Consider the following 13,303-nt stretch of genomic DNA (forward strand, 5'->3'; position numbering starts at 1 on the left):
AAGACTGGCATGTCCGGGCCGCGGATGCGCGCCGATATCGCCGGTGCCGCTTTACAATCCGGACGTCGGCGGTCCGCAACCACCCGCTCGCCCGTTCACGAGGAGAGCTCTTCACTGACGGGCAGCTCGCGCAACGAGCGCAGGGGCGAGGTGACCAGCCAGAGGAACGCCAGGCATGCGCCGAACGCGGCGGCCAGCAACGCGCTCCTGATCCCGATCATCTCGCCCAGCACGCCGCCGAGCAGCCCGCCCAGCGGCAGCGTTCCCCAGACGAGGAAGCGGATGGTGGCGTTCATCCGGCCGAGCAGCGGCTCGGGCGTGATGGCCTGGCGGAAGCTCACCTGGGTGACGTTGTAGACGGCGATGCCGGCCCCGACGCAGAACTCGTAGAGCACGAACAGCACCAGCCGCCAGTCGGCCTGCAGCCACGGCAGCACGAACGTCAGCGGTGCGGGCAGCGCGATGGCCAGCCACATCGTCGGCCCCTGCCCGAACCGGCGGACCAGCCGGGCGTTGACCAGCACGCCGATGACGCCGCCGACCCCGCCCGCGGCGAGGAGCAGCCCGATCGCGCCCGCGCCCAGGCCCAGATCCCTGGCCAGCAGGAGGAGGAGCACCGGCTGCGCGATCGAGTGGAACAGGTTCGCGGTGGCCGTGCAGCCCGCGATGCGGCGCAGCAGCCGATGCCCGAGCACGTACCTGACGCCCTCGGCGATCTCCCTGGCCAGGTGGGCGTCGCGGCGCTCCCGGCGCTCCTCGCGCTTGCGTATCGTGGTCAGGCAGACGGCCGACCAGGCGAACCCCGCCACAGTGACCACGAGCGCGAACGGCGCGGTGAGAAACTGGATCAGATAGCCGCCGGCGCTGGGGCCGCCGAGCTGCGCCACCGTGCGCACGCCCTCCAGCGCGGAGTTGCCCTCGACGAGCCGCTCACGCCCGACCAGGTGCGGCAGGTAGCTCTGATAGGCCGCGTCGAAGAACACGGTGAAGACGCCGAGCACGAGCGCCACCACATAGAGCTGATAGATCGTCAGCACGTCCAGCCACCATGCCACCGGCACGGAGGCGAGCGCGGCGGCCCGCGCCCAGTCGCTCACCACCATCACGGTGCGCTTGCTCAGCCGGTCCACGATCGCGCCCGCCGGCAGCCCGATCACCACGAACGCCGCCGTCTGGCAGGCGGCCAGCGCGCCCACCTCGAACTCCGAAGCCTCCAGCGCCGACACCGCGGCCAGCGGCAGGGCCAGCAGGAGGAGCTGGGCGCCCACCTGGCTGGCGCTGTCGGCCAGGAACAACCCGCGAAAGTCATGATCGCGTAACAGGCTCATGAGAAAGAGGATCTATGACCGATTGGGATAAGTCAATCAGTTGTAGGGTGGCCTGCCATGGGCAACAATCGCCGCCCCGCCACCGAGGCGGAGGCCCGCGCCCTGGCCTCCGCCATTCGCCTGCGCATCCTGCGGCTCTGCCTCGACCATGCGTTGACCAACAAGGAGATCGCCCAGCGGCTCGGCGCCAACCCCGCCACCACGCTCCACCACGTGCGCAAGCTGGTCGAGACCGGTTTCCTGGCCGCGGAGCCGAGCCGGCCCGGGCCGCGCGGCTCGACCGAGATCCCCTACCGGGCCACCGGCAAGTCCTGGGAGATGGACGTCCGCGAGAGCGGCGTCTCGGGCGCCAAGGCGGCGATGCTCGACGCCTTCCTCGAAGAGCTCAAACTCGTCGACGTCGAGGAGGGCCATTTCACCAGGCTGGGACTCAGGCTCACCGCCGACGGGCTCGACGAGCTGCTGGGGCGGCTCCAAGAGGTGTTCGACGACTTCCGCGAGCGGCCGCCGCCGCCGGACGGAGAGGCGTACTCGCTGTTCGTCGCCCTCCACCGCGACGTCGGCCGCGACACATGACGAGAGCGGGGGACGTCGTCCCCCGCTCTCCCCTGCAGGTCAGCCCAGGTGGACCTCGACTGTCAGCTCGTCACCGTGGTCGAGCACGAACTCCTCGACGTTGCCCGCGGCGCACAGATCGTCCTGCGCCTGCCGCACCAGCTCCACCTCGGGGCCCGTGACCGTCAGGCGGGACACTTCAGCCCGCATCGACAGCTTGGCCTCCGACTTGGCCTTGCGCACCCGCCCGAGCACGTCCGAGGCCACGGCCAGCACCGCCGGATTCCCCGGGCCGGGCGCGACGGCGGGCCACGGCGCACGGTGCACCGAGCCCTCCCGCCACCACGACCACACCTCTTCGGTCACGAACGGCAGGAACGGCGCGAACAACCGCAGCAGCACGTCGAGCGCCTGCCGCAGCGCCGCGTGGGCGGAGGCGGATCCGTCATAGGCCCGTGCCTTGACCAGCTCCAGGTAGTCGTCGCAGAACGCCCAGAAGAAGCGCTCCACGGCCTCCAGAGCCCGGGTGTGGTCGTAGGCCTCGAACGCCTCGCCGGCCTCGCGCACGGCCTGCGACAGGGCCGCCAGCATCGACAGGTCGAGCGGCTCGGTGACCTCGCCTTCGCTCTCGGCCAGCCCGAGCACGAACTTGGACGCGTTGAGGATCTTGATGGCGAGCCGCCGCCCGATCTTGAGCTGCCCGACGTCGAACGCCGTGTCCACGCCGTAGCGCCCGTTCGCCGCCCAGTAGCGCACGGCGTCGGAGCCGTGCTGCTCCAGCAGGTCCATGGGCGTGACCACGTTGCCCTTGGACTTGGACATCTTCTTCCGGTCGGGGTCGAGGATCCACCCGGAGATCGCGACGTCGCTCCACGGCAGCCCGCCGAACTCGTAGTGCGACCTGACCACGGTCGAGAACAGCCAGGTCCGGATGATCTCGTGGGCCTGTGGTCGCAGGTCGGCGGGGAAGACCCGCTTGAACAGGTCGTCGTCGGTCTCCCAGCGGCCGGCGATCTGCGGCGTCAGCGACGAGGTGGCCCAGGTGTCCATGACGTCCGGGTCGGCCATGAAGCCGCCGGGCACGCCGCGCTGGTCCTCGGTGTAGCCGGGCGGCACGTCGGAGGACGGGTCGATCGGCAGCATGTTCTCCGGCGGCACGATCGGCGCGTCGTGGACCGGCTGCCCGGACTCGTCCATCGGATACCACACCGGGAACGGCACGCCGAAGAACCGCTGGCGGGAGATCAGCCAGTCGCCGGTGAGCCCTTCGACCCAGTTGTCGTAGCGCACCCGCATGTGCGGTGGGTGCCAGTCCAGCTCGCGCCCGCGCGCCAGCAGTTGCTGCCGCAGCTCCTCGTCCCTGCCGCCGTTGCGGATGTACCACTGGCGGGTGGTGACGATCTCCAGCGGCTTGTCGCCGCGCTCGTAGAACTTCACCGTCCGCGCGACCGGCCGCGGCTCGCCCTGCAGGTCGCCGGACTCGCGCAGCAGGTCCACGATCCGCTCGCGCGCGCTGTGCACCGTCTTGCCGGCCAGCTCCTTGTACGGCTCCGCGTCCACGCCCTCGGGCGGCTCGGGCAGCAGCCGGCCGTCCCAGCCGATGACCGGCCGGATCGGCAGCCGCAGCTCCCGCCACCAGGTGACGTCGGTGATGTCGCCGAACGTACAGATCATCGCGATGCCGGAGCCCTTGTCCGGCTCGGCCAGGTGGTGCGCCAGCACCGGCACCTCGACCCCGAACAGCGGCGTCAGCACCGACGTGCCGAACAGCTCCTTGTAACGCTCGTCGTCGGGGTGCGCGACCAGCGCCACGCACGCCGGGATCAGCTCAGGCCTGGTCGTCTCGATCCAGACGGGACCCTTCTCGCCGTAGAACGAGATCCGGTGGAAGGCGCCGGGCCACTCGCGGTCCTCCAGCTCGGCCTGCGCGACGGCGGTGCGGAAGCTGACGTCCCACAACGTCGGCGCCTCGGCCAGGTAGGCCTCGCCGCGCGCGAGGTTACGCAGGAACGCCCGCTGCGACACCGCCCGGGCCTCGTCGCCGATCGTGGTGTAGAGCAGCGACCAGTCCACCGACAGGCCGACCCGCCGCCACATCTCCTCGAACGCCTGCTCGTCGATCGCGGTCAGCTTGTGGCACAGCTCCACGAAGTTGCGCCGCGAGATCGAGATCTCGCGTTTGCCGGGCTTCTCCGGTGGAACGAAGTCGGGGTCGTACGGGAGCGACGGGTCGCACCGAACGCCGTAGACGCTCTGCACCCGCCGCTCCGTGGGCAGGCCGTTGTCGTCCCAGCCGATGGGGTAGAAGACCGATTTGCCGATCATCCGCTGGTAGCGGGCCATGATGTCGGTTTGGGTGTAGGAGAAGACGTGACCGACGTGCAGCGACCCGGACACGGTGGGCGGCGGCGTGTCGATCGAGTAGACCTGATCACGCGGCTTGGACCGGTCGAAGCGGTAGGTGTCGTCGGCCTCCCAGCGAGCTACCCATACCTGCTCCAAGCCATCGAGAGTGGGCTTGTCGGGCATGGATGCATGGCGTAGTCGCTGCTGAGTCATGCCTCCTTATGGTACGGCTTCACGGGCTCGGCAAGCGGTACAGACTAGGGTTCGTTACATATGGGGAAGGAGATCGGCATGGCGGACGACAAGCCGGACGTGGCCTGGAGGGTCATCGGCGGCCTCGTGGGTCTGGTGACGGGGTGGGCGATGAAAAAGCTCCTCGGGTTCGTCTGGGTGAAGGCGACCGGCAAGGAGCCGCCGGTCGACACAGAGTCACCCGAGGTCAGCATGGGCGAGGCCATCGGCTACGCCGTGCTCATGGGCGTCGGCATGTCCGTGGCGCAGATCGTGGTCAACCGGACCGCCAAGAAGCGCTACGACGCGTGGAAGTCTCTGAAGCAGGTGACTCCAGGGCAGTGAGAAACTCACTCGCCCAGCGGTCAACGTCGTAGGTGGCGACCCGGCGGCGCATCGTCCGCATCCGCCGGGCCAGCTCGTGCGGCGTGGCCCGCATCGCGGCCAGCATCTGCCGCTTGACGTCCTCGACGTCGTACGGATTGACCAGATAGGCCTGGCGCAGCTCGTCGGCGGCCCCGGCGAACTCGCTGAGCACCAGCCCGCCGTGCAGGTCGTGATGGCAGGAGATGTACTCCTTGGCCACCAAGTTCATGCCGTCGCGCAGCGGGGTCACGACCATGACGTCGGCGGCGAGATAGAGCGCGGCCAGTTCCTCGTGGTCGTAGGACTGGTGGAAGTAGACGACCGGCTGGTAGCCGAGCTGCGCGTGCTCACCGTTGATCCGCCCCACCTGCAGCTCGATGTCGTCGCGCAGCCGGCGGTATTCCTCCACCCGCTCCCTGCTCGGCGTGGCGATCTGCACGAACACCGCCTCACCCGTCTTCAGCCGCCCATCCTTCAGCAGCTCACCGAACGCCTCCAGCCGCTGCCCGATCCCCTTGGTGTAGTCGAGCCGGTCCACACCGAGCAGCACGTGCTGGGGATCACCGAGCTCCACCCTGATCTCCTTGGCCCGCGCCACGACGTGCGGCTCGCGTACCACCGAGTCGAGATGGCCGAAGTCCACGGAGATCGGGAACGCCTGCGTCCGCACGACGCGGTCGTCGAGAAAGATCTCGTTCCCCTTGTACGGCAGCCCGAGCAGCCGCCGGCACAGCCTGCGGAAGTTGGAGGCCCCTCCGGGCAGCTGGAAGCCCACCAGATCGGCCCCGAGCAGGCCCTCGACCAGCTCCTTGCGCCACGGCAGCCGCCAGAACAGCTCGACCGGCGGGAAGGGGATGTGCAGGAAGAACCCGATCCGCAGGTCGGGCCTGAGCCTGCGCAGCATGGCAGGCACCAGCTGGAGCTGGTAGTCCTGCACCCAGACGACCGCGCCTTCCTCGGCCGCGTCGGCGGCGGCGTTGGCGAAGCGCTCGTTGACCTCCCGGTAGGTCTCCCACATCGCCCGGTCGAACACCGGCGGCGCCACGACGTCGTGGTAGAGCGGCCACAACGTGGCGTTGGAGAAGCCCTCGTAATAGAGCTCCACCTCGCTGGCCGACAGCGGGATCGGGATCAAGTTCATGCCGCCCTGCTCGAACGGCTCCAGTTTCTCGTCGGGCGCCCCGTGCCAACCGGCCCAGGCTCCATGGCGGCGCTGCATCACCGGCGCGATCGCAGTGACGAGCCCACCCGGGCTCCTGCGCCACGAGGCCGTTCCGTCAGGCCCGATCGTCCTGTCCACCGGCAAGCGGTTCGCGACGATCAGAAACGAGCTCCGGCCAGTCACGCAGTTCCCTCCTCTTATGGGGTTATGTCAGGCGAGCCGCCCAGCGCGCGGCTCAAGGCGGCCGCCACCGACTCCGGACTCGCGTGGGGGATGATCGCGGCGATGTGGGAGTCAGGCCTGACGACCCATGCCTCATCCGGCTCCGCGCCAAGCCTTTCAGTCAGCGAGCCGGTCCCATCCATCTCCGCGAGCCCGCGTACGGCGAGCGGCGCCGTAGTGACCTTGCCCAGGACCTGCACAAACAAACTCGAATCGCACATATCACCCAGAAGTACGAGAAATCCATCCCGGCAGAACTCACGCAGCCGCCCGCCCGAAATGCCGATGTCAGGCAGGATCACGCCGGGCGCGGGCGGGCACAACGCACCCTTGGGCGGCCTGCCCGTGAAGGGCCGCGTCGGCTCCGGCGTGGTCAGCGGCGAGTCGACATACCAGTACGGCTCGGCGAAGCGCCCGGAGTCGACCTCCGCGACGAGCCCGCCCTCCAGCACCGCCCGCCGGTGCATCCGCTCCTCCACGCTCCGTGGCGCGATGAAACGCATGGTGGCGGCGGTGACGTCGAGGTTCTCCCGCGCCGCCGCGTGCCGCTCGGCGTGGTACGACTCCAGCAGGCCGCCCCCGGCCCAGCCGTTGAGCACGAAGGCCAGCTTCCATGCCGCGTTCTCGGCGTCGGGCACGCCGGAGTTGAGCCCGCGCGCCCCGAACGGGGCCACCAGGTGGGCGCAGTCTCCGGCCAGCAGCACCCGGCCGACGCGCATGCGGGAGGCGATGCGGGAGTGGAAGCGGTAGGTGCTGTGCCAGAGCAGCTCGTAGGGCAGGTCACCAATGATTTGCCTGATTTTTCGCGAAATATCAGGCTTGGTGGGGATGAAGTCGGGCGCGATCTGCCAGTCGATCCTGAACGTGCCTCCGGGGCAGGGGTGGATCAGCACCTGCCGTCCCGGATTCCAGACGGGATCGAAGTAGAAGCGGCGCTCGTTCTCCCACCCCGGCAGGTCGGCCTTGATGTCGCAGATGAGGAACTGGTCGTCGAACGTCTCACCGTCGAACGTGACGCCGAGCGACTGGCGTACCTGCTGGGCCCTGGCCCCGGCGCAGACCAGCACGTACGGCGCCCGCAGCAGCCGCTGCCCGCAGTGCACCGTGACGCCGGAGGCGTCCTGCGTGAGCCCGGTCACCTCGTGGCTCCAGCGCACCTCGATGAGCGGCTGCCCGGCGATGACCTCGTCGAGGATCTGCTCGGTGCGCGCCTGCGAGATGTTCACGAACGGCGGCATCGGGCCTTCCCGCTCGAACGACCAGGAGAACAGCTCGCGATCGCGGTAAAAGGTGCGGGCGGTCGTCCAGGTCAGCCCCTCCTCGGCCACCTTGCCCGCGCCTACGGCGGCCCAGACGTCGAGCACGTCCCGCTGCTGGCAGATCGAGCGGGACCCGGCCGCGTCCCGCTCCGGCCGCCGGTCCAGCACCAGCACCGGGATGCCCCAGCGGGCCAGCAACAACGCGGCACTCTGCCCGACCGGGCCCGCGCCGACCACGATGACCTGCGGTTCGGTGTTCATGACTGCAGCTCGTCCCAGACCTCGCGGTCACGCTCGGCGGTCCAGACGCGCGGCCGTTCGACGCCGTGCAACTCGTCCCAGAGCCGGGAGACGTTGAACGGCAGGCAGTGCTCGAAGATCGGCCAGGAGCCGTAGCGGGGCTCCAGAGCGCGGTGCGTGTTGTGGAAGGCCTCCTTCAGCGTCCCGGCGGCGCCCACCTCACGCAGCATGACCCGGAGGAAGTCACGGGTCTGCGCGATGGCCGCCTCCACCCCGGCCTTGCCCCTGGCCACCGCTCCCCTGCCGCCGACCAGCGTCTCCGCCCCGAACGACGCCACCCGGTCGAGCGTGCCCGCAGACCACTCGCGGTGGAAGGCGTCGCCCGTGTAGAGGGCGGCCTGCGACTCGACGAGGTCGCCGGCGAACATGATCCGATGCCGCGGCAGCCACGCCACCAGGTCGCCCTCGGTGTGGCCGCGCCCGCAGTAGGCCAGCACCAGATCGCCCCGGTCGCCGCCCAGGTCGATGGTGAACGTGTCACTGAACGTCGCCGTCGGCCACGTCAGGCCGGGGATCGACTCGGGCTCCTTGAACAGGCGGGGCATCCTGGCGTATTCACTGGCCCAGTCCTGCTCGCCGCGCTCGGTGATCAGCTCGCGGGTCTTGTCGTGCGTCACGATCACGTCCGCGCCGAACGCCGACGCGCCCAGCACCCTGACGGCGTGGTAGTGCGACAACACCAGATACCTGATCGGCTTGCCGGTGTGCGCACGCAGCCTCGTCAGCCACTCGCGGGCGGCCACCGGCGTGGCCAGGGCCTCGAAGCAGACGAGGAAGTCCTCGCCCTCGATGGCGCCCACGTTCGGGTCGCCTTCGGCGGTGAGCGCGTACACGCCGTCCGCCAGCACCTCCATGGTCTGCTCTTTCTCACCGAGATCCGCCGACGAGGCGAACGGCTTGGCCATGGCTCTCCCTCCCGTCACCACTCGTAGAGTCTCTTCCCGCTCCGGCGGCCCCCTCCCGGGGCGGGGTCACGCCGGGCGGCGGGACTGCACCATGTGGAAGCGGCCGGCCACGTAGCCGGGGTCGGTGAGGGAGGCCGTGGCGGCCGGGTTGGCACCGGTGCCGTGGTAGTCGCTGAAGGCGGCCGACTGGTTGACGAAGACGCCGGCGGTCAGGTTGCACGACAGGTTGACGCCCGCGTCCAGTGCGGCGCTCTCGGCCTGGTCGAGCACCTCCGGGGAGGTGGAGTAGGCGGACGCGGTGAGCGCCCCGCGCGCCTTGGTCGTGCGGCGCAGCACCTCCAGGCTCTCCTCGGTGGAGGCCGTGGGAACGAGGAACGCGATCGGCCCGAAGTGCTCGCGCCCGTAGACGTCCGAGGCGGACGGGTCCACGCGGACGATCACCGGCGTCCTGATCACCGCGTCGGGGAAAGACGGGTGCCGGACGGCCCGCGACGGCAGCACCACGTCCCCCAGCGAGGGCGCGCTCTCCACCCGCGCCAGCACGTCGGGGTTGACGATGGCGCCGGTCAGCTCGACCGCCCGGGCATCGTCCCCGAGCAGCTTGCCGACCGCGGCGGCCAGCCCTGAGGCGACCTCCTCGAAGCCCTTGTGCCCCTCGTCCGTGTCGATCCCGCCGGCGGGGACGAGGATGTTCTGCGGGGCGGTGCACATCTGACCGCTGTAGAGCGACAACGAGAACGCCAGATTGCCCAGCATGCCCCGCCAGGAGTCGGTGGAGTCGACGACGACGGTGTTGACCCCGGCCTTCTCGGTGTGCACGAGGGCCTGGCGGGCGTTCTGCTCCAGCCAGTCGCCGAACTCGGTGGAGCCGGTGAAGTCGACGATGCGGACGTCCGGGTGCGTGGCCAGGGTCTTGGCCAGTCCTCGGCCCTCCTCGGCGGCCAGCGACACGAGCGCCGGGTCGAAGCCGGCCTCGGCCAGCACCTCGCGGGCGATCCGCACGGTGATCGCGAGCGGCAGGACGGCCCGGGGATGCGGCTTGACGATCACGGGGTTGCCGGTGACGAGCGAGGCGAACAGCCCCGGGTACGCGTTCCACGTCGGGAACGTGTTGCACCCGATCACCAGCGCGACGCCCCTGGGCACGACGGTGAAGCGCTTGTCCATGACGAGCGGCTCGCCTTTGCCCGGCTTCTCCCAGTGGGCGATCGGGGCGGAGGCCGTCATGGCGGCGTAGCCGTACGTGACGGCCTCCAGGGCGCGATCCTGCGCGTGCGGGCCGCCCGCCTGGAACGCCATCACGAACGCCTGCCCGGTCGTGTGCTGCACCGCGTTGGCGAGCTCGAAGCTGTGCTGGTTGATGCGGTTGACGATCTCGACGCAGGCCAGGGCGCGGGTGTCGGGGCCGGCGTCGCGCCAGGCCGGCATCGCCGCCTTGGCCGCGCCGATGAGGTCCTCGACGACGGGCTCGGGGTAAGTGACGCCGAGGTCGATGCCGTACGGCGAGCGCTCGGCGCCGATCCAGGCCCCGGTGCCTGGCTGGTCGAGGGGGAACGGCTTGCCGAGGTAGGACTCGAACGCCTCCTTGCCCCGCTCGGCCGCCCCTTCGCCGTAGACGCGCGGGCTCGGCGACTCGGGATAGGCGCTCCAATATCCCCGTCCGGCGATCGCCGAAAGGGCTTTCTCCAGGGTGTCGCGGTTGTGTTCGAACATGTTTGCTCACCCTCTTGACAGAGATCGGCCAGACGGTGAAGTGTTTACCGAACATTCGGTCAGTTGACAAGGGAGACCTGCGTTGGAGAGCGCGCGGCGGATGATGGACGCCGACACCGCCTCCGCGGCCCTGGGCATCGAGGAGATCGCGGCCGGAGCCGGGAGCTGAGATGAGACACGCGGATCCCCCACGGCCGGACGAGCTCGACCCGATCGAGCGGGCCTCCCGCGACGAGCTCATGGCGCTGCAGTTGGAGCGCCTGCGGTGGACGCTCAGCCACGCCTACGAAAATGTCCCCTTTTATCGGCAAAAATTTGACAGCGTCGGCGTGCACCCGAGCGACTGCAAGGACCTCGCCGACCTGACGACGTTCCCCTTCACCACGAAGCAGGACCTGCGCGAGCACTACCCGTTCGGCATGTTCGCCGTCCCGCGCGAGCAGGTGGTCAGGGTCCACGCCTCCAGCGGCACCACCGGACAGCCGACCGTGGTGGGCTACACCAGGAGGGACATCGACCTCTGGGCGGACGTCATGGCCCGCTCGATCCGGGCCTCGGGCGGGCGGCCCGGCGACATCGTGCACGTCGCCTACGGCTACGGGCTGTTCACCGGAGGCCTGGGCGCGCACTACGGGGCCGAGCGGCTCGGCTGCACGGTGGTGCCGGTCTCCGGCGGCATGACGCCCCGGCAGGTGCGGCTGATCGCGGACCTGCGGCCCGACATCGTCATGGTGACGCCGTCGTACATGCTGGCCCTGCTCGACGAGTTCGCGGCGCAGGGGCTGGACCCGCGCGCGTCGTCGCTGCGGATCGGGATCTTCGGCGCCGAGCCGTGGACCGAGCGCATGCGGGAGGAGATCGAGGACCGCTTCGACCTGCACGCCGTCGACATCTACGGCTTGTCCGAGGTGATCGGTCCCGGCGTGGCCAATGAGTGCGTGGAGAGCAAGGACGGCCTGCACGTCTGGGAGGACCACTTCTATCCGGAGACGGTGGACCCGTTCACCGGGGAGCCTGCGGACGCGGGCGAGCTGGTGCTCACGAGCCTCACCAAGGAGGCCATGCCGGTCATCCGCTACCGCACGCGCGATCTGACCAGGTTGCTGCCGGGCACCGCGAGGCCGGCGTTCCGGCGTATGGAGAAGGTGACGGGCCGCACGGACGACATGATCATCCTGCGCGGCGTGAACGTGTTCCCGACCCAGATCGAGGAGCTCGTGCTGCGGGTGCCGGGCCTGTCACCGCACTTCCAGCTGCACCTGACCCGCCCGGAGCGGCTCGACCTGATGACCGTCAAGGTCGAGGCGCGACCAGACGTCCACAACCCGAGTGAGGCTGCCGAGGCCCTGCGCAAGGCGGTCAAGGACACCGTCGGCGTGCGCGTGGAGGTCGAGGTGGTGGATCCGGCGACGCTGGAGCGGTCGGTGGGGAAGCTGAGACGGGTCATCGACTCTCGTCAGGATAATTAGGCATATGGTTACCCCCACCTCCACCCGTTCGCGCAGGCGCGGGCACGATCCCGAGTCGGTGTTGTCGATCGCCGTGGGCGTCTTCAACGAGCGCGGTTACGACGGGACGAGCATGGAGGACCTGGCCAGGGCGCTCGGCGTGACCAAGTCGGCGATCTACTACCACGTGCCGGGCAAGGAGCAACTGCTGGCGCGGGCGCTCGACCGGGCGCTGGACGGGCTGTTCGAGCTGGCCACCGACGAGCGGGCGGCGACGGGCCCGGCCATCGACCGGCTGGAGTGGGTCGTGCGGCAGAGCGTGCGGCTGCTCATCGACCGGCTGCCGTACGTGACGCTGCTGCTGCGGGTACGCGGCAACAGCCCGACGGAGCAGGCGGCACTGGAGCGGCGTCAGGAGTTCGACGTCTTCGTCGGCGGGCTGGTCAGGGAGGCGGCGGACGAGGGAGGCATCCGGCCGGACGTGGATCCGGCGCTGCTGACGCGGCTGTTGTTCGGCACGGTCAACTCGATCGCGGAGTGGTATCGGACGGCACCGGGCGCCTCGGCGGAGGACCTGGCCGATGCGCTGGTCAAGATGGCTTTCGGCGGCCTACGGCGTTAACTGGTCGCGGCGCGGCGGCGGGGGAAGTTTGCCACGCAGGTCGTTGCGTACGGCCTCGGCCAGCCTTTTGGTGGCGGCCCTGTTGAGCGCGCCGCCGGCGACCGCCCCGGTGAGGAACGGGCCGAGCGTGGTCAGGTGGCGGCCGAGGGTGCGCAGGAGGCGGTTGCGCAGGGCCGTCTTGGCGGCCGCGCCGAACGCGAGCGAAACGGACGCGGGAGCGAGGGGGTCGATGCCGCGTTGTTTCGCCCAGGCGGAGGTGAACACGACGGCGCGCTGGGTGCCGGTGCCTTCGACGCGTACGCCGTAGACCTCGTGCAGCTCGGCGAGGAGCTTCACCTCGATGGCGGCGACGACGATGGTCTCGGCGACGAGCTGAGCGGGGGCGGAGAGCAGAAGGGGCGGTGCGGCGAACTCGGCCGCCGCGAGCGCTCCGCCGATGGCGCCCACCGTCATCGTGGCCTTCTGCGCGGTGCGCACCAGGTCGTCGGCGAGTTGCTCGCCGGTCAGGCCGTGATGATGCTCGGACAGGGTGTGCAGATCGCGGATCGGAATGCGCGGCGCGATGTTGAGGAAGACGTCAGCCAGCCAGCGCCCCCGGCCCGCGCCGGACGCGCGTGCCCTTTTCGCACCGGCCGACAGGGCTTGAGCTAGTCGGCCGAGCAGCCTGCGCCGCTCGGCCGGCTCGAGCTCACCGGACTCGGTGAGCCTGCCTACGAGCTCGCCGACCTCCTTGTCGGGGTCGGCGATCTCGTTGCCTGATTGTTGACGGTCCTTCTCCGGTACGCCCACGCGATGCCTCCGTCCTCATGGTCGACCGCTCAGGGTTCGCCGGCTCGTTGTCTCGCT

General features: G+C 69.9%; 11 protein-coding genes. 4 read left to right on the forward strand and 7 right to left on the reverse strand.

Annotation, left to right across the window (positions count from 1 at the left end):
* Nucleotides 1-95 precede the first annotated feature (95 nt).
* Complete coding sequence (locus EDD27_RS28755) at nt 96-1,328, reverse strand: MFS transporter (RefSeq protein WP_127935164.1); 1,233 nt, start codon at nt 1,326-1,328, stop codon at nt 96-98.
* 57 nt (nt 1,329-1,385) lie between these two features.
* Between EDD27_RS28755 and EDD27_RS28760 the strand changes: the two genes are divergently transcribed.
* Entirely contained in the window at nt 1,386-1,904 is a 519-nt protein-coding gene (locus tag EDD27_RS28760; RefSeq protein WP_127935165.1) for an ArsR/SmtB family transcription factor, read from the forward strand.
* A 39-nt stretch (nt 1,905-1,943) separates the two neighbouring features.
* On the opposite strand, the gene valS is transcribed toward EDD27_RS28760, so the two are convergent.
* Nucleotides 1,944-4,442, reverse strand: coding sequence for a valine--tRNA ligase (gene valS / locus EDD27_RS28765; RefSeq protein ID WP_241564306.1), 2,499 nt, complete (start codon nt 4,440-4,442; stop codon nt 1,944-1,946).
* A gap of 78 nt (nt 4,443-4,520) precedes the next feature.
* Here valS and EDD27_RS28770 point away from each other — a divergent pair, with 78 nt between their 5' ends.
* Nucleotides 4,521-4,805: a DUF4235 domain-containing protein gene (locus EDD27_RS28770; protein WP_127935166.1), complete on the forward strand. Its 285-nt coding sequence runs from the start codon at nt 4,521-4,523 to the stop codon at nt 4,803-4,805.
* Here EDD27_RS28770 and EDD27_RS28775 read toward each other — a convergent pair.
* From EDD27_RS28775 to paaN, 4 genes are all read right to left on the reverse strand, one after another.
* Complete coding sequence (locus tag EDD27_RS28775) at nt 4,738-6,171, reverse strand: alpha,alpha-trehalose-phosphate synthase (UDP-forming) (RefSeq protein ID WP_127935167.1); 1,434 nt, start codon at nt 6,169-6,171, stop codon at nt 4,738-4,740. The two genes, EDD27_RS28770 and EDD27_RS28775, sit on opposite strands and share 68 nt — an antisense overlap.
* 14 nt (nt 6,172-6,185) lie before the next feature.
* Nucleotides 6,186-7,730, reverse strand: a complete 1,545-nt coding sequence (locus EDD27_RS28780; RefSeq protein ID WP_127935168.1) for an FAD-dependent monooxygenase — start codon at nt 7,728-7,730, stop codon at nt 6,186-6,188.
* Nucleotides 7,727-8,674, reverse strand: a complete 948-nt coding sequence (locus EDD27_RS28785) for an MBL fold metallo-hydrolase (RefSeq protein ID WP_127935169.1) — start codon at nt 8,672-8,674, stop codon at nt 7,727-7,729. The genes EDD27_RS28780 and EDD27_RS28785 overlap by 4 nt, the downstream gene beginning before the upstream one ends.
* A 66-nt stretch (nt 8,675-8,740) precedes the next feature.
* Nucleotides 8,741-10,387: a phenylacetic acid degradation protein PaaN gene (paaN, locus tag EDD27_RS28790; protein ID WP_127935170.1), complete on the reverse strand. Its 1,647-nt coding sequence runs from the start codon at nt 10,385-10,387 to the stop codon at nt 8,741-8,743.
* Between the two features lie 170 nt (nt 10,388-10,557).
* Here paaN and paaK point away from each other — a divergent pair, with 170 nt between their 5' ends.
* Together paaK and EDD27_RS28800 are read left to right on the forward strand one after the other, a co-directional pair.
* The gene (gene paaK / locus EDD27_RS28795; protein ID WP_127935171.1) at nt 10,558-11,856 is read left to right on the forward strand and encodes a phenylacetate--CoA ligase PaaK; all 1,299 of its coding nucleotides are present in this window, start codon (nt 10,558-10,560) and stop codon (nt 11,854-11,856) included.
* Nucleotides 11,857-11,860: 4 nt separating this feature from the next.
* A complete protein-coding gene (locus tag EDD27_RS28800) occupies nt 11,861-12,457 on the forward strand; it encodes a TetR/AcrR family transcriptional regulator (protein ID WP_127935172.1) in 597 nt (198 codons plus the stop codon).
* Here the strand turns inward: EDD27_RS28800 and EDD27_RS28805 are convergent.
* Complete coding sequence (locus EDD27_RS28805) at nt 12,446-13,246, reverse strand: hypothetical protein (RefSeq protein ID WP_241564307.1); 801 nt, start codon at nt 13,244-13,246, stop codon at nt 12,446-12,448. The two genes, EDD27_RS28800 and EDD27_RS28805, sit on opposite strands and share 12 nt — an antisense overlap.
* Between the last annotated feature and the right edge of the window lie 57 nt (nt 13,247-13,303).

It is taken from the genome of Nonomuraea polychroma (assembly GCF_004011505.1).
GTDB lineage: Bacteria > Actinomycetota > Actinomycetes > Streptosporangiales > Streptosporangiaceae > Nonomuraea > Nonomuraea polychroma.

Coding starts and splice junctions, on each gene's coding strand:
- paaK (WP_127935171.1), top strand. CDS start 10,558: ATGAGACACGCGGATCCCCCACGGCCGGACGAGCTCGACCCGATCGAG.
- valS (WP_241564306.1), bottom strand. CDS start 4,442: ATGACTCAGCAGCGACTACGCCATGCATCCATGCCCGACAAGCCCACT.
- EDD27_RS28755 (WP_127935164.1), bottom strand. CDS start 1,328: ATGAGCCTGTTACGCGATCATGACTTTCGCGGGTTGTTCCTGGCCGAC.
- EDD27_RS28770 (WP_127935166.1), top strand. CDS start 4,521: ATGGCGGACGACAAGCCGGACGTGGCCTGGAGGGTCATCGGCGGCCTC.
- EDD27_RS28785 (WP_127935169.1), bottom strand. CDS start 8,674: ATGGCCAAGCCGTTCGCCTCGTCGGCGGATCTCGGTGAGAAAGAGCAG.
- paaN (WP_127935170.1), bottom strand. CDS start 10,387: ATGTTCGAACACAACCGCGACACCCTGGAGAAAGCCCTTTCGGCGATC.
- EDD27_RS28760 (WP_127935165.1), top strand. CDS start 1,386: ATGGGCAACAATCGCCGCCCCGCCACCGAGGCGGAGGCCCGCGCCCTG.
- EDD27_RS28780 (WP_127935168.1), bottom strand. CDS start 7,730: ATGAACACCGAACCGCAGGTCATCGTGGTCGGCGCGGGCCCGGTCGGG.
- EDD27_RS28800 (WP_127935172.1), top strand. CDS start 11,861: ATGGTTACCCCCACCTCCACCCGTTCGCGCAGGCGCGGGCACGATCCC.